Genomic DNA, 16,776 nt, shown 5'->3' with positions numbered 1-16,776 from the left:
TTCAAATAATTGTTTGAAATCTGACCCGCATCCTGCACCCTGTCAATAGCGTGTCGCCGCCCTGTCATGGGCCGGCGTCGGATTTCGGAAGAGGCGTCACATGGTCGTCCAGCGCAAGCCCCATCTCGCCCATTGGGGCGCCTTCACCGCGCTGGTGGAGGACGGGCAGCTGGTGGGGTGCGAGCCCTTCGCCGCGGACCCTGCGCCCTCGCCTTTGCTGGGCAGTATCGTGCCCTCTGTCTATTCGGACCGGCGCATCCAGAAGCCCATGGTGCGGGAGAGCTTCCTGAAGCACGGCGCCGCGGCGGGAGGGGAGGGCCGTGGGCGCGAGCCCATGGTGGAGGTCTCCTGGGAGACCGCACTCGATCTCGCCGCCCGCGAGATAAGCCGGGTGGAGGTGGAGCATGGGCGCGGCGCGCTGTTCGCCGGCTCCTATGGCTGGTCCTCCGCCGGACGGCTGCACCATGCGCGCTCGTTGGTGCGGCGCTTCTATTTTTCCGGCGGCGGGGCCATCGATCAGGTGGGCAATTACAGCTGGGGCACGGCGCAATTCCTTTTGCCCCATATCATCGGCACCTACCAGCCGCTGACCGGCCGTGCCACCTCCTGGCCGAGCATCCTCAAGCACTGCCGGCTCTTTCTCGCCTTCGGCGGGCTGGCGCTGAAGAACGGGCAGATGGCCTCGGGCGGCGCGGCCGAGCATACGCAGGAGCACTGGCTGCGCGAACTCGCGAAGGCCGGCATCCCGGTCATCAATGTTTCGCCCACGCGCGGCGACTGCCCGGACTTCCTGAACGCGGAATGGGTGCCCATCCGTCCCACCACGGATGCGGCCTTTCTGCTGGCCCTACTATCGGAAGTCCTCCGCATCCAGGGTGCGGACCTCGCCTTCCTCGCCACCCACACGGTGGGCTTCGAGCCGCTCGCCGCTTACGTGCGCGGGGAGAGCGACGGTGTGCCGAAGACGCCGGAATGGGCGCAGGACATCTGCGGCGTGCCAGCGGAGCGCATCCGGCAGATCGCGGCGCGCCTCGTGGGCGTCCGCAGCTACATCACCTGCTCTTTCGCCGTGCAGCGGGCGGAAAATGGCGAGCAGCCCTATTGGCTCGCTATCGCGCTCGCCAGCGTGCTCGGGCAGGTGGGCCTGCCCGGAGGCGGCTTCGGCTTTGGCCATGGCTCCATGAATGGCGTCGGCAACCCGAGGCCCGCGACGCCCGGCCCGGAGATGGCGGTTGGCGCCAATCCTCTGAAGCGGGCCATTCCCGCGGCCCGCATCACCGAAATGCTGGAGGCCCCCGGCACGTCCTATCCCTTCAACGGACGCACCGAGACCTATCCGGATGTCCGGCTCATTCATTGGGCGGGCGGCAATCCCTTCCACCACCATCAGGATCTCAACCGCTTCTCCCGCGCGTGGCAGAAGCCCGAGACCATCATCGTCAATGAAATCTGGTGGACGCCCACCGCCCGGCGCGCCGACATCGTGCTGCCGGTGACGACCACGCTGGAGCGCAACGACATCGGCGGTTCCTCCCGCGACCGCTATGTGATCGCCATGCATCAGGCGATCGCACCGCTTCATGCGGCCCGCTCGGATTTCGACATCTTCGCCGATCTTGCCGAGCGGCTGGGGCACGGCGTGGCCTTCACGGGCGGCCTCGACGAGCAGGGCTGGATCGAGCGCATCTATGCCGACTGCGCGGCGGCCAATGCGAAAGCGGGCATCACCTTTCCCGATTTCGAGACCTTCTGGCAGGACGGCAGCTTCGAACTGCCCCGGCCGGCGCAGGATTTCGTGCTGTTCGCCGATTTCCGCGCCGATCCGCAGGCCCATCCGCTCGCGACGCCCTCGGGCCGGATCGAGCTTTACAGCTCCGCCATCGCCTCTTTCGCGCTCTCCGACTGTCCGCCCCATCCGGTCTGGCGGGCGCCGGGCGAGTGGCTGGGGAGCGCGGGCGCCAAGCGCCATCCCTTGCATCTCGTAACGGTGCAGCCCTCGGACAGGCTGCACAGCCAGCTCGATTTCGCGCCCTTGCCTCAGGGCAACAAGGTGGATGGGCGCGAAGCGCTCCTCATGCATCCGGACGACGCCGCTGCGCGCGGCTGCGTGGCCGGGCGGACGGTGCGCGTGTTCAACGACCGGGGTGCGCTGCTGGCGGGTCTGGTGCTGGACGAAGGCGTGCATCGCGGCGTCGTGGTGATGGCGACGGGCGCCTGGTTCGACCCCGATCCCTCAGCCCCCGACGCGCCGGAGCGGGCCGGCACGGTCAATGTGCTGACGCGCGATGTGGGCACATCCAGCCTCACCCAAGGGCCGAACGCCATGAGCTGCCTCGTGGAGGTGGCGGCGGTCTAGCGCGCCGGGCGGCCGTCAGTTCCGGAGAAATATTCCGGGTGTGACTGGCGCAACTGCTCGACGAAATCCAGCGAGCGGGAGAGGTGGTCCCGAAGCGCCTCCTGCGCCGCCGGGGCATCGCCCGCGGCGACCGCATCGGTGATGGCGGTGTGGGCGGCGAGGATCTCGCGAATCTTGCCGGCCTTGGGCAGATGCAGGCGCCGCAGCCGGTCGATATGGCCGCTGCGGCGCCGCACCAGATGCCAAAGATCGATAACCCCTTCGGCCTCATACATGGTGCGGTGGAAGGCCTGATCGGCGGCCGAGAACTGCTCATATTCCCCGAGGTCGGCGAACACGCTCTGCTGCCGGATGAGGCTCCGGAGCCGTTCCACCAGCGCGGGCGCTGGAGCGAGGGCGAGGCTGCGGACCAGTTCCAGCTCGATGGAGCGGCGTAGGAACTGGGCCTGCCGCGCCTGCTCCACATCGATGGGGCTTACCACGGTCGCGTGCTGGGGGAAGACATCCACCAGCCCTTCCTCCTGTAGCTTCATGAGCGCATCGCGGATGGGCGTGGAGGAAAGGCGGAAGCGCTCCTGCAAGTCCTGCCGGGACAGGACGGCGCCCGGTGCCAGCGCGAGCGAGAGGATGTCCTGCCGCAGCACGTCGAGGACATGGGCCGCCCCCCGCTTGGCCGCATCCCGCGACAGCACGCTCACCTCCGCAACCGACATTCAACCGCTCCTCGTCTCGTCTGCCTTCATATCACTCTCGTCCTCGCTTGACCAACTAATGCATTAGTGCTTCAGTCCGGGGTGCAGACGGCGTCAACGCCGCGCGGGGCGCCAAGCCCGGAAGGAAACGCCAAACCCAGTTCGCAGGCCATCGCATGGCCGAGCGGAGGGGCAGGGACGCGGCGGCGGACCGAGATCCGCGGTAACGCGCATCCCTGACATGACGGCCGGAGCGGCCGCAAAGGGGAGGGATGCGGATGATCACCCGCAGGCAGACACTTGCGCTGGCCGCCGGCCTTGCCACGGCCCCGTGCTGGCCGGCCGTGGCGCAGGCGAAGACCGAAGTCTCGCTCAGCCGGCAGCCGGGCATTCTCTATATGCCCACGCATGTCATCGAAAAGCAGAAGCTGATCGAGAAGCACGCCGAGAAGCTTGGCGTGCCGAACGTCACCGCCAAATGGATGTCGTTCTCCAATGGCGGAGCACAGCAGGATGCGCTGCTTTCCGGCGGGGTCGACATCATCAACACCGGCACCGGGCCGCTTCTGGTGCTGTGGGACAAGACGCGCGGCAAGGTGAAGGGCATCGTGGCGAGTTCCGCCCAGCCGCTCCAACTCATCAGCCGCGATCCGCGCATCAAGAGCCTCAAGGATCTCCAGGCCGGCGACAAGATCGCCGTGCCGACCGTGCGCGTCTCGACGCAAGCCATCCTTCTCCAGATGGCGGCAAGCCAGCTCTACGGGCCGGACAAGTGGAACCATTTCGATCCCATGACCGTCCAACTTGGCCATCCCGATGCATTCGTCGCCATGAAGAATGCCGGACATGAAGTGAAGAACCACTTCGCCGCGCCGCCCTTCCAGACCTACGAACTGCAGCAGATCCCCGAAGCGCACGTGGTGGCGACCTCCGCCGACATCATCGGCTCGCCCCTGAGCCAGGGTCAGTTCATGACCATGACCACCTTTGCGGAGGCCAATCCCAAGATTATCCAGGCCCTGCGCAATGCGGCGGAAGAAGCCAAGACCTTCATCGAGAAGAACCCTGCCGAGGCGGTGGAGATCTATCGCGAGGTGACGGGCGACAAGACGTCGACGGCGGAACTGCTCGAAGTGCTGAAGCAGCCGGGCATGATGGAATGGAACATCTACCCGCAGGGTACGATGAAGTTCGCCGCTCATCTGAACCGGACCGGCGCCATCAAGACGCTGCCAACCTCGTGGAAGGACTATTATCTGCCGGTGGCCCATGACCTCCCCGGCAATTGAGTTCGCCGCCGGCGGGCCCGTCATGGCCCCGGCGGTGGCTGCCGCCTCTCCTGTGGCGGCCGTGACAGCGCAGGATCGTGCCATGTCCGAGCCCTTGCTCAACGTCTCTTCCGTGACGCTGCGCTACAAGACGCCCGGCGTGGTCGTCACCGCCACCGAGCGCGTGTCGTTTGAGGTGAACACCTCCGACCGCTTCGTGCTTCTCGGCCCCTCGGGCTGCGGCAAGTCCACCCTGCTCAAGGCGGTGGGCGGCTATATCCGGCCGAGCGAGGGGACCATCACCATCAAGGGCCGGCAGGTCACGGAGCCGGGGCCGGACCGCATGATGGTGTTCCAGGAGTTCGATCAGCTCCTGCCATGGAAGACGGTGCTGGAGAATGTGGTCTTCCCGCTGCGCGATGCCCGCCGGCTGCCCCGCAAGGAGGCCGAGGAGAAGGCGCGGCATTACATCGAGAAGGTGAACCTCACCCGCGCCATCGACAGCTATCCGCACATGCTGTCCGGCGGCATGAAGCAGCGCGTCGCCATCGCCCGCGGCATGGCCATGGAGCCGGACATCCTCCTGATGGACGAGCCCTTTGCCGCGCTCGACGCCCTCACCCGGCGCACCTGCCAGGACGAACTGATCCAGCTCTGGGAGGAGACGCGCTTCACGGTGATGTTCGTCACCCATTCCATCGCCGAGGCAATCAAGATCGGCAACCGCATCCTCCTGCTTTCGCCCCATCCCGGCCGGGTGAAGGCCGAGGTGGTGGATGTGGACACGGTGTCGCCGACGGACGGCAGCGCGGGCCGGCTGGAGCGCGAGATCCACGATCTCCTCTTCGCCGATGCCGGCGCGGCGGATCACTGAAAGGAAGGCGACATGTCGATCCAGAGCCCGTCATCGCCTTCCGCCCGCATCATCCTGCGTCCGCCGGCCGGTGCGGCCGGTGCGGAGGTGGAGCGCCGCATCGGCGTTCTTGAGGCCGCATGGGACATCGGCGCCGTGCGCAAGGTGCTGATCATCGTCGTGCTGGCGGCGGTGTGGCAGGCCTATGGTGTCTATCTCGACAATCCGCTGCTGTTTCCGAGCCTGACGGAAACCTTGCAGGCGCTCGCCGAGAATGTCCGCAGCGGCGTGCTGCCCGCCCGCGCCTGGGCGTCGCTTCAGGTGCTGCTGATGGGCTATGCGGTCGGGGTTTTGCTGGCGGGCATCCTCACCATTGTCGCCATCAACACGCGCATCGGCTCGGACTTCCTCGAGACCGTCACAGCCATGCTGAGCCCGCTGCCGGCCATCGCGCTGCTGCCGCTGGCGCTGATCTGGTTCGGCCTTGGCAACGGCAGTCTTGTCTTCATCCTTGTCCATTCGGTGCTGTGGCCGGTGGCGCTCAACACCCACTCGGGCTTCCGGGCGGTGTCGCAGACACTGCGCATGGTGGGGCGCAACTACGGCCTGAAGGGCTTCGCCTATATCCGCAAGATCCTGATCCCGGCAGCGTTCCCCTCCATCCTCACGGGTTTGAAGATCGGCTGGGCCTTCGCCTGGCGCACGCTGGTGGCGGCGGAACTGGTGTTCGGCGTCTCATCGGGGCAGGGCGGGCTCGGCTGGTTCATCTTCGAGAACCGCAATCTCCTTGAAATCCCGGCGGTCTTCGCCGGCCTCCTCACGGTCATCCTGATCGGTCTCGTGGTCGAGAACGTGATCTTCCGCACCATCGAGCGCCGCACGGTCCTGAAATGGGGCCTCCAGCACTGACCCGCGCCTCCCACGACCGAGCCCCTTCCATGACCAAGACACCCGAGCAACTGCGCAGCGCACGCTATTTCGAGCCCGACGACTTCCGCTCCTTCGGCCATCGCTCGCGCATGAGCCAGATGGGCTATGCGGCGGAGGAGTATCGCGGCAAGCCGGTCATCGCGATCATCAACACCTGGTCCGATCTCAACCAGTGCCACGCCCATTTCAAGCAGCGCGTGGAGGATGTGAAGCGGGGCATTCTTCAGGCGGGCGGCTTTCCGGTGGAACTGCCCGCCATCTCGCTCTCCGAGAGCAAGGTGAAGCCCACCACCATGCTCTACCGCAACTTCCTCGCCATGGAGACGGAGGAGCTCATCCGTTCCCATCCCGTGGACGGAGCGGTGCTGATGGGCGGTTGCGACAAGACCACGCCCGGCCTGCTGCTGGGCGCCACCAGCGCGGGCGTTCCGGCCATCTATGTGCCGGCCGGACCCATGCTGCGCGGCAACTGGCACGGCAAGGTGCTGGGCTCCGGCTCGGACGCCTTCAAATATTGGGACGAGCGCCGCGCCGGCAACATCTCAGACAAGGACTGGGCCGAGATGGAGGTAGGCATCGCCCGCTCCTATGGCGTGTGCATGACCATGGGCACGGCGGCTACCATGACGGCGCTCGCCGATGTGATCGGCATGACACTGCCCGGCGCCTCCTCCATCCCGGCGGCGGATGCCAACCACATCCGCATGTGCGCGGCCGCCGGCCGGCGGATCGTCGAGATGGTGTGGGAGGATCTCACCCCGGACAAGATCCAGACCGAGGGCGCGTTCCGCAATGCCATCAACGTCGCCATGGCCATGGGATGCTCGACAAACGCGGTGATCCACATCATCGCCATGGCCCGCCGCGCCGGCCACGCCATCGGGCTCGAGGACTTCGACGCGGCGAGCCGCAAGGTGCCGGTGATCGCCAACATCCGCCCGAGCGGCGAGCGCTATCTGATGGAGGATTTCTATTACGCCGGCGGCCTCCTCGGCCTGCTGACCCGGCTCACGCCCCATCTCGACCTGTCGCTCATCAACGTCTCCGGGCAGACCTGGGCGCAGTCGCTGGAGGGAGCAGAGGTCTACAATGACGATGTGATCCGCCCGCTGGACAATCCCATCTATGCGGAAGGCGCGCTGGCGCTGCTGAAGGGCAATCTCGCGCCGAGCGGCTGCGTGATGAAACCCTCCGCCGCCGCTCCCCATCTCCTCACCCATTCCGGTCCCGCGCTGGTCTTCGACGACTATCCGGCGCTTAAGGCTAATATCGACCGGGACGATCTCGACGTGACGCCAGACACGGTTCTGGTGCTGCGCAATGCCGGTCCCTTGGGCGGGCCGGGCATGCCGGAATGGGGCATGCTGCCCATCCCGAAGAAGCTGGTGAAGCAGGGGGTGCGCGACATGGTGCGCATCTCGGATGCGCGCATGAGCGGCACCTCCTATGGCGCCTGCATCCTGCATGTCTCGCCGGAATCCTACATCGGCGGCCCGCTGGCTCTCGTGCGCACCGGCGACATCATCACCGTGGACGTGCCCAACCGTAGCATCCGCCTGGAGGTGTCCGACGCCGAGCTGGAGCGCCGCCGGGTCGAGACGCCGCCCCCCGCGCCGCGCTACGAGCGCGGCTATGGCTGGATGTTCTCCCGCCACATCGGCCAGGCCGACCAGGGCTGCGATTTCGATTTCCTGCGCACCGACTTCGGCGCGCCGGTGCCCGAGCCCGCCATCTTCTGACTTCCCGACAATCCGGAGTTTGCCCGATGCTGTCCGACGCCACCCGCGAGAAGCTGAAGCACGTCAGCACCGCGACCCTCGCCACGGCCCTGTTCAAGCGCGGTTTCCGCAACCAGTTCATCCAGAACGTGCACCCGCTCGGCTTCAAGGGCGAGAACATGGTGGGGCCGGCCTTCACGCTGCGCTACATGCCGGCGCGTGAGGATCTGAACCCCATCACCGTCTTCCTCGATCGGGCGCATCCCCAGCGCAAGGCGGTGGAGGAATGCCCGCCGGGAGCGGTGTTCGTGGTGGACAGCCGCAAGGATGCACGCGCCGCCTCGGCCGGCTCCATCCTCGTGGCCCGGCTGATGAAGCGCGGCGTTGCCGGGATCGTCACCGACGGCGGCTTCCGCGACAGTCCGGAGATCGCGGCCCTCGACATCCCGTCCTATCACCAGAGGCCGGCGGCGCCGACCAACCTGACGGTCCATCAGGCCATCGACATCAACGTACCCATCGGCTGCGGCGATGCGCCGGTCTTTCCAGGCGACATCATCGTCGGGGACGGGGAGGGCGTGATCGTCCTGCCGGCGCATCTGGCCGACGAACTGGCGGACGAGGCCACCGAAATGACCGCATTCGAGGATTTCGTGACCGAGAAGGTGCTCGAAGGGCGCACCATCCTCGGCCTCTATCCGGCCACGGAGGAACAGACGAAGACGGACTTCGCTGCCTGGCGGAAGGAAAAGGGGCGCTGAGCCAGATCCGAGGGGTCTTGCGGCTCAAGCCGCGATGAAGCCAGTTCCGGTCCGGAGATGCCTCCGGGCCGGAACACGCTCAGCAGCCGGCAGCACGGTCATCCTTGAACAGGGACCAGATGGCGACGAACATCGCCGCGATCAGCGGCCCAATGACGAAACCGTTGACGCCAAACAGCGAAATGCCACCCAGCGTCGAGACCAGCACCATGTAGTCCGGCAGGCGCGTGCCTTTGCCGACGAGCGGCGGGCGCAACAGGTTGTCGATCATGCTGATCACGAAGATGCCGATCCCCAGCAGGATCGCGCCCTTCAGATACTGCCCGGACAGCATGAGATAGGCCGCCGTGGGGCCCCATACCAGCGCCGCCCCCACCGCTGGCACCAGCGAGAGCACGGCCATGGACACGCCCCAGAGCAGAGGCGCGCCAATGCCGAGGCCCCAGAAGGCAAGGCCGCCGATCAGGCCCTGCACCAGAGCGATGATGACGTTGCCCTTCACCGTCGCCTTCAGCACGTCGGAGAATTTGGCGAACAGGCTCTCCGTGTGGTGGGGGCTCAGCGGGCTGGTGCGGCGGATCGCTAGGGCCAGAGAGGCGCCGTCCCGGAACAGGAAGAACAGCACATAGACCATGACGCCGAGGCTGACGAAGAGCTGCGCCGTGCCTTGCCCGACGCTCACGGCGCTGGAGGCGATCACCTGCGACGCCTGCCCGAGGAAGGAAGCGAGGCGGCTCTCGATCTCCTTGAAGGTGTCGCCGGTGAAGGGCGGGAGGAGATCCTTCACGAAGTCCGGCAGCAGATCATGCGCGCGGGCGGTGATCTCGGTCGGATTGAACTGGCGGCTGGAGACCTGCTGGTACAGTTCGCTCGCCTCGCGGGCGAGGGAGGCGAGGATCATCGAGCCCGGTATCACCACGATGCAGATACAGGCCAGCACGCTCAGCGCCGCTGCGAGATTCGCGCGCCCGCCGAGCAGGCGGGTCAGCCAGCGGTTCAGGGGATTGAAGAGGATGGCGAGGATCACCGCCCAGAGCAGCGCGCCATAGAAGGGCAGGAGCAGCCAGGCGAAGGCCACCGAGACGAGGACGATGAGGGCCAGGAAGCTCCCCTGCTGGACGTTCGGTGACGACATCTGGGACGGGGCCCTCTCTTTTGGTCCTGCGCCGGTGCAGGTGTCTGCAGCCGCACACCAAACGCACGCGGTGCCATCCCTGCATGTAGACGGATGGAGGGCCGCCGTCACGTGCCGCGGCCCTTAGGAACGCCGCGGGCCGCTGCGTGTCGTCTCGTTCGGGGCGAAGGAGGGCGAAGCCGTCCACGCGTGGCGGTGTTGCCGCGACCTCGCCGTCTATCAATCCAAAAAATGGAATGATCCATGCCGAATGCGGCGCTGACCGGTATGGGAGAGTGCGTATCGTGTGGCGTCACGGCCCCTGTGCCGCACGGTCAAGAACGGCCCCAGCCGTCGACGGCCGGAGGAAATGCCAGATCGCCGCTTCAGGTCGCGAGCGTCGGAAAGGGGCGTCCCGCCAACGGGTTCCCCACAGCTTGATGCGCCTTCACGGGGCACGTCCGCGCGCGCTCGCGTCCGCGCCAACAACAATGCGCCCCGGTCCACGGGGCGGGAGCAAACGCCAGCCCAGGGAGACAGGCCGTGGCCATCTCGACCGCTTATGCCGCGCAGGCCCGCAGCCGCGCGCGCTACTGGATCGTCTTCGTTATTTTCGCGGTCACCGTGCTCAATTATGCCGACCGCGCCATCATTTCCATCGCCGGGGCGCCCCTCGCCAAGGAATATGCCATCGATCCGGTGGCCATGGGCTACATCCTCTCCGCCTTCAGCTGGTCCTATGTGGCGGCGCAGATCCCCGGCGGCTGGCTGCTGGATCGCTACGGCACCAAATGGGTCTATGCGGCGGGTATCTTCTTCTGGTCTCTCTTCACCTTCATGCAGGGCTGGGTCGGCTTCTTCGGCGCCGGCGGGGCCATCATTGCGCTCTTTGCCTTCCGCTTCATGGTGGGCATTGCGGAGGCTCCGTCCTTCCCCGGCAACGCCCGGATCGTCGCCGCCTGGTTCCCCACAGCCGAGCGCGGCAAGGCCTCCGCCATCTTCAATTCGGCGCAGTATTTCGCGCCCGTGCTGTTTGCCCCGCTCACCGCCTGGGTGACGCAGGAATTCGGCTGGCGCTATGCCTTCATGTTCATGGGCGTGATTGGCATCGCCTTCGTCGCCATCTGGGCGAAGGTCATTCACGGCCCGAAGGATCATCCCGGCATCAACGAGGCCGAGCTGAACCATATCCGCGAGGGCGGCGCCCTGATGGAAATGGGCGCGTCGCCCAAGGACAAGGGCGCGCCGGCCTGGGGCTATATCAAGCAGCTCCTCTCCAACCGGATGCTGCTCGGGATCTATCTCGCGCAGTACTGCATCAACGTCATCACCTACTTCTTCCTCACCTGGTTCCCCATCTATCTGGTGAAGGAGCGGGGGATGACCATCCTCAAGGCGGGCATGGTGGCCTCCCTCCCGGCGCTCTGCGGCTTCATCGGCGGCGTGCTGGGCGGCGTGATCTCGGACGCCATCCTGCGGCGCACCGGATCGCTGACGCTGGCCCGCAAGATTCCGATCATCGGCGGCATGCTGCTGTCCATGACCATCATCGGCTGCAATTACGTGCAGACGGAAGCCTTCGTGGTGGGCCTGATGGCGCTGGCCTTCTTCGGCAAGGGCATCGGCGCGCTGGGCTGGGCGGTGGTCTCGGACACCTCGCCGAAGCAGATCGGCGGCCTCTCCGGGGGCCTGTTCAACACCTTCGGCAACATGGCCGGCATCACCACGCCCATCGTCATCGGCTACATCGTGCAGGGCACCGGCTCCTTCAACGGCGCGCTGCTGTTCGTGGGCATCAATGCCTTCATCGCCATGGCGGCCTATCTGGTCATGGTGGGCGAGATCAAGCGCGTCGAACTGAAAGACGCCTGATCGCAAGGCTGGCGGTGCTGCTTGCACACCGGCGGTCCTGCGACCAAGACTGGCCGGTCAGGGCCTTGAGATGCCGCGCCGCTGGGCCCGCCAGCCGCGCGGCATCGTCATGTCCTCAGACCGCCAGCGAGAACCGGCCGGGACAGGAGCGTCATGTTCGATCTCAACCAGATCCGCTGCTTTGTCGCGGTGGCGGAGGAACTTCACTTCGGTCGCGCCGCCGAGCGCCTGAACATGACGCAGCCGCCCCTGAGCCGTCAGGTACAGATTCTGGAGCGCATCCTCGATGTGGCGCTGTTCGAGCGCACCAGCCGTTCCGTGCAGCTCACGCCCGCCGGCCGCAGCTTCCTGCCCGAGGCGCGCCATCTGCTGAAGCTCGCCGGCAACGCGGCGCTGGTCGCCAAGCGCGTGGCCGCCGGCAAGGCCGGCTCCATCCGCATCGGCTTCACTGCAGCCTCGGCCTATTCCTTCCTGCCTGATCTCGTTGCCGCCTGCCGCACCCAACTGCCGGATGTCGATCTGGCGCTGAAGGAGATGGTGAGCGGCGAACAGCTTGAGGCGCTGGGGGCGGGCGAGATCGACGCCGCGCTGCTGCGCCCGCCGGTGCCGGCGGCGGGCATGGGCTTCTTCCGCGTGGCCTCCGAGCAGCTGCTGGCGGCGGTGCCGGAGGCCCATCCGCTGGCCGCGAAGGACACCCTGACGCTCGATGATTTCATCGAGGTGCCGCTGATCATGTACGATCCCTATCAGGCCCGCTATTTCCACGATCTGGTGGCGGAGCTGTTCTCCGGCGCCGGCTTCCTGCCGCGCCCCGTGCAGCATCTGACGCAGGTGCATTCCATCCTCGCCCTCGTCCGCTCGGGGCTGGGGCTCGCGCTTGTGCCGGAGGCGGCGCGGAACCTCCATGCGACAGGCGTGATGCTGCGCCCCGTTGCGGCGCGCGCCCCGCGACCGGTGGAGCTTTTCCTGGGCTGGCGGCGCGACAATGCCAATCCGCTCCTGCCCATCCTGCGCGACATCGCCCGCGGCCTGCCGGAGAGTGGCGCGCGGTCGTAACTGATCCCAAAAACGCATCGATCCATGCCGTATTTGGTCTGACTTGGCATCGATCCGGCAGTACCACTGATGCTGGTTTCAGCGGCCCGAGACAAGCGCCGCTCTCCCAGGCGAGGACATGAGATGACCAAGATGACCCCCCGCGAAATGGCGCAGACCCTGGGCTCCGGCCTCCTGTCCTTTCCGGTGACGCCTTTCCATGCCGCTGACTATTCGTTCAACGAAGCGCAGTACCGGCAGAATATGGACTGGCTGTGCGGGTACAAGGTCGCCGGTCTGTTCGCTGCGGGCGGTACGGGCGAGTTCTTCTCGCTGACGCCGGCCGAGGTGGAAAAGGTCGTCACGGTAGCGGTGAACGAGACGCGCGGCCGTGTGCCCGTGCTCGCCGGTGCCGGCTATGGCACGGCCATCGCCAAGGATCTCGCCGTTGCCGCCGAGCGCGCGGGGGCCGACGGCCTGCTGCTCCTGCCGCCTTACCTCGTGAATTCCGAGCAGGAGGGCCTGATGGCCCATGTGGAGGCGGTCTGCGCCGCCACCAAGCTCGGCGTCATCGTCTATAACCGCGACAATGCGGTACTGACCGAGGACAGCCTCGCCCGCCTCGCCGAGCGCTGCCCCAACCTCGTGGGCTACAAGGACGGCATTGGCGATATCGAACTGATGGTGCGCATCCAGTCCAAGATCGGCGATCGCTTCACCTATGTGGGCGGCCTGCCCACGGCCGAGACCTTCGCGCTGCCCTACCTGGAAATGGGCGTCACCACCTATTCCTCGGCGGTGTTCAATTTCGTGCCGGAATTCTCCACCGCCTTCTATGCCGCGGTGCGCCGTCGCGACCGTGATGCGGTGGCTGCCGGCCTGAAGGATTTCATCCTGCCGCTGCTCGCCATCCGCAATCGCAAGAAGGGCTATCCGGTCTCCATCATCAAGGCCGGCATGAAGGTGATCGGCCGCGACAGCGGCCCGGTGCGCCCGCCGCTGACCGATCTCACCCCCGCCGAGATCGACGAACTCGCCGCGCTTGTGGCTGCCCTGCCCAACGGGGGGCTTATCTCGCGCGCCGCCGCGGAGTAAATCGTTCGTACTCAAACGATCCAGGCGAGATGCGACCATGAGTGAAATTGCGTTGAACTATATCGCCGGCGCGTGGGTCTCGGGGGCTTCGGAGACGAAGAATATCAACCCCTCCGACACCAATGACGTTGTGGGCCTCTACACCCAGGGTTCGCGGGCCGATGCGGAGCAGGCCATTGCCGCTGCCGCCGCCGCCGCGCCCCGCTGGGCGCGCTCCACGCCGCAGGAGCGGCACGACGTGCTGAAGAAGGTGGGCGACGAAATCCTCGCCCGCCGCGAGGAGCTGGGCCGCCTGCTCTCCCGCGAGGAGGGCAAGACCCTGCCGGAAGGCATCGGCGAGGCCGCTCGCGCGGGCCAGATCTTCCTGTTCTTCGCCGCCGAGGCCCTGCGCCTTGCCGGCGAGAAGCTCGCCTCCGTGCGTCCGGGCCTTGATGTGGAGATCACCCGCGAGGCCTTGGGTGTCGTCGGCATCATCGCGCCGTGGAACTTCCCCATCGCCATTCCCGCCTGGAAGATCGCCCCGGCGCTCGCCTATGGCAATGCGGTGGTGTTCAAGCCGGCCGATCTCGTGCCCGGCTCGGCCTATGCCCTGTCCGAGATCATCTCCCGCGCCGGCCTGCCGGCGGGTGTGTTCAATCTGGTCATGGGGCGCGGCTCGGTGGTCGGTCAGGCCTTCCTCGAAAGCCCGAAGGTGAACGCCATCACCTTCACCGGCTCGGTGGAGACGGGCCGCAAGGTGGCGCAGGCCTGCGTCCTCAACGACCCCATGAAGAAGTGCCAACTGGAGATGGGCGGCAAGAACCCGCTCGTGGTGCTCAACGACGCCGATCTGGCGGTGGCGGCGGAATGCGCGGTGAACGGCGCCTTCTTCTCCACCGGCCAGCGCTGCACGGCGTCCTCGCGCTTCATCGTGCAGGAGGGCATTCATGATGCCTTCGTCGATGCTGTCACCGAGCGCCTGAAGGCTCTCAAGGTGGACAACGCGCTGGAAGCCGGCACGCATATCGGCCCGGTGGTGGACGAGAAGCAGCTGGAGCAGGATCTCAATTATATCGAGATCGGCCGCTCTGAAGGCGCCAAGCTTCACTGGGGCGGCGAGCGTCTCAACCGCGCGACACCGGGCTTCTATCTCCAGCCGGCCTTCTTCACCGAGACCACCAATGCCATGCGCATTGCCCGCGAGGAGATCTTCGGCCCCGTCGCCTGCACCATCCGCGTGAAGGACTATGACGAGGCACTCGCGGTGGCCAATGACACGCCGTTCGGCCTGTCGTCCGGCATCGTCACCACCAGCCTCAAATATGCCAGCCATTTCAAGCGCAACAGCGAGGCCGGCATGGTGATGGTGAACACCCCCACCGCTGGCGTGGATTATCACGTGCCGTTCGGTGGCCGGAAGGGCTCCAGCTATGGCGCCCGCGAGCAGGGACGCTACGCGGCCGAATTCTACACAACGGTGAAGACCGCCTATACCAACGCGGGCTGAGCGGCGCCGCGCCAATAACAAGAACAGGCGCGTGCCAGACGGGAGGACACAGATGACGTACCAGGGCCCGGCCGGGGTCGAGACCCCGCGCACCATCAAGGTCCACGAGAGCGACAATGTCGCCATTGTGGTCAACAGCTTCGGCCTCAAGCCCGGCACCGATCTGCCCGATGGCACGCGCCTCGTGGAATTCGTGCCTCAGGGCCACAAGGTGGCCCTGACCGATATTGCCGATGGCGCGCCCATCCTTCGCTATGGCGAGGTGATCGGGCGTGCCATTGGCGACATCCCGCGCGGGGCGTGGGTGGAGGAATCCCGCGTCGCCATGCCCGTTCCACCGGATCTTTCGGCGCTGGAAAAGGCCACGCGTGTTCCCGCCCCGCTGCCTCCGCTGGAAGGCTATACGTTTGAGGGCTACCGCAATCCGGACGGATCGGTGGGCACCAAGAACATCCTCGCCATCTCCACCAGCGTGCAGTGCGTGGCCGGAACGCTGGATTTCGCCATCAGGCGCATCCGTGAGGATCTGCTGCCGCGCTATCCCAATGTGGATGACGTGGTGGCGGTGACACACGCTTATGGCTGCGGCGTCGCCATCGGCGCCCCGCAGTCGGTGGTGCCCATCCGCACCCTCCAGAGCCTCGCCACGCATCCGAACTTCGGTGGCGAGGTGATGATCGTCTCGCTGGGCTGCGAGAAGCTCCAGCCCGAGCGCCTGTTGCCCGAGGGCAAGCAGGGCATCGTCCGCCTTCAGGATGAGGCCTTCCACGGCTTCGATGCCATGATCGGCGCCATATTGGAGATGGCCGAGGCGCGGCTTGAGGTGCTGAACCGCCGGAAGCGGGAGACCGTGCCGGCCTCGGAACTGGTGGTGGGCCTCCAGTGCGGCGGCTCGGACGCTTTCTCCGGCGTCACCGCCAATCCCGCGCTCGGCTATGCCGCCGACCTGCTGGTGCGAGCGGGCGCGACGGTCATGTTCTCGGAAGTCACCGAGGTGCGCGACGCCATCCATCTGCTCACCCCGCGCGCCGCAACGCCCGAGGTGGCCGATGCGCTGATCCGCGAGATGGCCTGGTATGACGATTATCTGGAGCAGGGCGGCGCCGACCGCAGCGCCAACCCCTCTCCCGGCAACAAGAAGGGCGGCCTCGCCAATGTGGTGGAGAAAGCGCTTGGCTCCGTGGCCAAGTCCGGCTCCAGCACCATTGCGGGGGTGCTCGCGCCCGGCGAGAAGGCGAAGCAGAAGGGGCTCATCTTCGCCGCGACGCCGGCCAGCGACTTCGTGTGCGGCACGCTTCAGCTGGCCTCCGGCATGACACTTCAGGTCTTCTCCACGGGCCGGGGCACGCCCTATGGCCTTTCCGCCGCGCCGGTCATCAAGGTCGCCACGCGCACGGACCTCGCCCGCCGCTGGCATGACCTCATCGACCTCGACGCCGGCCGCATCGCCACGGGCGAAGCCACCATCGAGGACGTGGGCTGGGATCTGTTCCGCCTCATGCTCGATGTGGCCAGCGGCAAGGTGAAGCCCTGGTCCGACAAGTGGGGCCTCTTCAACGCGCTGACGCTGTTTAACCCGGCGCCCATCACCTGACG

13 protein-coding genes are annotated in these 16,776 nt (G+C 66.6%); 11 read left to right on the top strand and 2 right to left on the bottom strand.

The genetic code is table 11. The annotated features are described in order from the left end of the window. Nucleotides 1-100: 100 nt before the first annotated feature. Entirely contained in the window at nt 101-2,356 is a 2,256-nt protein-coding gene (locus AZC_RS13700) for a molybdopterin-dependent oxidoreductase (protein ID WP_012171172.1), read from the top strand. On the opposite strand, the gene AZC_RS13695 is transcribed toward AZC_RS13700, so the two are convergent. After that, nucleotides 2,353-3,069 (bottom strand): GntR family transcriptional regulator, encoded by a 717-nt coding sequence (locus tag AZC_RS13695; protein ID WP_012171171.1) that lies wholly within the window; start codon nt 3,067-3,069, stop codon nt 2,353-2,355. The two genes, AZC_RS13700 and AZC_RS13695, sit on opposite strands and share 4 nt — an antisense overlap. Nucleotides 3,070-3,320: 251 nt before the next feature. Here AZC_RS13695 and AZC_RS13690 point away from each other — a divergent pair, with 251 nt between their 5' ends. The 5 genes from AZC_RS13690 to AZC_RS13670 all read left to right on the top strand — a co-directional run bounded on the left by AZC_RS13690 (nt 3,321) and on the right by AZC_RS13670 (nt 8,578). After that, nucleotides 3,321-4,337, top strand: coding sequence for an ABC transporter substrate-binding protein (locus AZC_RS13690; RefSeq protein WP_012171170.1), 1,017 nt, complete (start codon nt 3,321-3,323; stop codon nt 4,335-4,337). Between the two features lie 82 nt (nt 4,338-4,419). Beyond that, complete coding sequence (locus tag AZC_RS13685; protein WP_043880316.1) at nt 4,420-5,190, top strand: ABC transporter ATP-binding protein; 771 nt, start codon at nt 4,420-4,422, stop codon at nt 5,188-5,190. 12 nt (nt 5,191-5,202) lie between these two features. After that, a complete protein-coding gene (locus AZC_RS13680) occupies nt 5,203-6,078 on the top strand; it encodes an ABC transporter permease (RefSeq protein ID WP_012171168.1) in 876 nt (291 codons plus the stop codon). A 29-nt stretch (nt 6,079-6,107) separates the two neighbouring features. Then, the gene (gene araD, locus AZC_RS13675; protein ID WP_012171167.1) at nt 6,108-7,838 is read left to right on the top strand and encodes an L-arabinonate dehydratase; all 1,731 of its coding nucleotides are present in this window, start codon (nt 6,108-6,110) and stop codon (nt 7,836-7,838) included. 26 nt (nt 7,839-7,864) lie between these two features. Next, on the top strand, nt 7,865-8,578 hold the full coding sequence (locus tag AZC_RS13670; protein WP_012171166.1) for a ribonuclease activity regulator RraA: 714 nt from the start codon (nt 7,865-7,867) through the stop codon (nt 8,576-8,578). 79 nt (nt 8,579-8,657) lie between these two features. On the opposite strand, the gene AZC_RS13665 is transcribed toward AZC_RS13670, so the two are convergent. Then, complete coding sequence (locus tag AZC_RS13665; protein WP_043879357.1) at nt 8,658-9,713, bottom strand: AI-2E family transporter; 1,056 nt, start codon at nt 9,711-9,713, stop codon at nt 8,658-8,660. A gap of 522 nt (nt 9,714-10,235) precedes the next feature. Between AZC_RS13665 and AZC_RS13660 the strand changes: the two genes are divergently transcribed. The 5 genes from AZC_RS13660 to garD all read left to right on the top strand — a co-directional run bounded on the left by AZC_RS13660 (nt 10,236) and on the right by garD (nt 16,774). Continuing rightward, nucleotides 10,236-11,564 carry an MFS transporter gene (locus AZC_RS13660; RefSeq protein WP_012171164.1) on the top strand — a complete coding sequence of 443 codons (1,329 nt, stop codon included), beginning with the start codon at nt 10,236-10,238 and terminating at the stop codon, nt 11,562-11,564. Between the two features lie 153 nt (nt 11,565-11,717). Beyond that, complete coding sequence (locus tag AZC_RS13655) at nt 11,718-12,620, top strand: LysR substrate-binding domain-containing protein (RefSeq protein WP_012171163.1); 903 nt, start codon at nt 11,718-11,720, stop codon at nt 12,618-12,620. A gap of 123 nt (nt 12,621-12,743) precedes the next feature. After that, a complete protein-coding gene (gene kdgD / locus AZC_RS13650; protein ID WP_043879356.1) occupies nt 12,744-13,694 on the top strand; it encodes a 5-dehydro-4-deoxyglucarate dehydratase in 951 nt (316 codons plus the stop codon). A gap of 37 nt (nt 13,695-13,731) precedes the next feature. Further along, nucleotides 13,732-15,180 carry an aldehyde dehydrogenase family protein gene (locus AZC_RS13645; protein ID WP_012171161.1) on the top strand — a complete coding sequence of 483 codons (1,449 nt, stop codon included), beginning with the start codon at nt 13,732-13,734 and terminating at the stop codon, nt 15,178-15,180. Between the two features lie 52 nt (nt 15,181-15,232). Then, on the top strand, nt 15,233-16,774 hold the full coding sequence (gene garD / locus AZC_RS13640) for a galactarate dehydratase (RefSeq protein ID WP_043879355.1): 1,542 nt from the start codon (nt 15,233-15,235) through the stop codon (nt 16,772-16,774). The last annotated feature ends 2 nt before the right edge of the window (nt 16,775-16,776 follow it).

Source organism: Azorhizobium caulinodans ORS 571 (assembly GCF_000010525.1).
In the GTDB taxonomy this organism is placed as follows: Bacteria; Pseudomonadota; Alphaproteobacteria; order Rhizobiales; family Xanthobacteraceae; genus Azorhizobium; species Azorhizobium caulinodans.
Note: the sequence above shows the minus strand (reverse complement) of the source record. Positions and strands in the feature narration are given on the sequence as shown.

Coding starts and splice junctions, on each gene's coding strand:
- AZC_RS13700 (WP_012171172.1), top strand. CDS start 101: ATGGTCGTCCAGCGCAAGCCCCATCTCGCCCATTGGGGCGCCTTCACC.
- AZC_RS13695 (WP_012171171.1), bottom strand. CDS start 3,069: ATGTCGGTTGCGGAGGTGAGCGTGCTGTCGCGGGATGCGGCCAAGCGG.
- AZC_RS13690 (WP_012171170.1), top strand. CDS start 3,321: ATGCGGATGATCACCCGCAGGCAGACACTTGCGCTGGCCGCCGGCCTT.
- AZC_RS13685 (WP_043880316.1), top strand. CDS start 4,420: ATGTCCGAGCCCTTGCTCAACGTCTCTTCCGTGACGCTGCGCTACAAG.
- AZC_RS13680 (WP_012171168.1), top strand. CDS start 5,203: ATGTCGATCCAGAGCCCGTCATCGCCTTCCGCCCGCATCATCCTGCGT.
- araD (WP_012171167.1), top strand. CDS start 6,108: ATGACCAAGACACCCGAGCAACTGCGCAGCGCACGCTATTTCGAGCCC.
- AZC_RS13670 (WP_012171166.1), top strand. CDS start 7,865: ATGCTGTCCGACGCCACCCGCGAGAAGCTGAAGCACGTCAGCACCGCG.
- AZC_RS13665 (WP_043879357.1), bottom strand. CDS start 9,713: ATGTCGTCACCGAACGTCCAGCAGGGGAGCTTCCTGGCCCTCATCGTC.
- AZC_RS13655 (WP_012171163.1), top strand. CDS start 11,718: ATGTTCGATCTCAACCAGATCCGCTGCTTTGTCGCGGTGGCGGAGGAA.
- kdgD (WP_043879356.1), top strand. CDS start 12,744: ATGACCAAGATGACCCCCCGCGAAATGGCGCAGACCCTGGGCTCCGGC.
- AZC_RS13645 (WP_012171161.1), top strand. CDS start 13,732: ATGAGTGAAATTGCGTTGAACTATATCGCCGGCGCGTGGGTCTCGGGG.
- garD (WP_043879355.1), top strand. CDS start 15,233: ATGACGTACCAGGGCCCGGCCGGGGTCGAGACCCCGCGCACCATCAAG.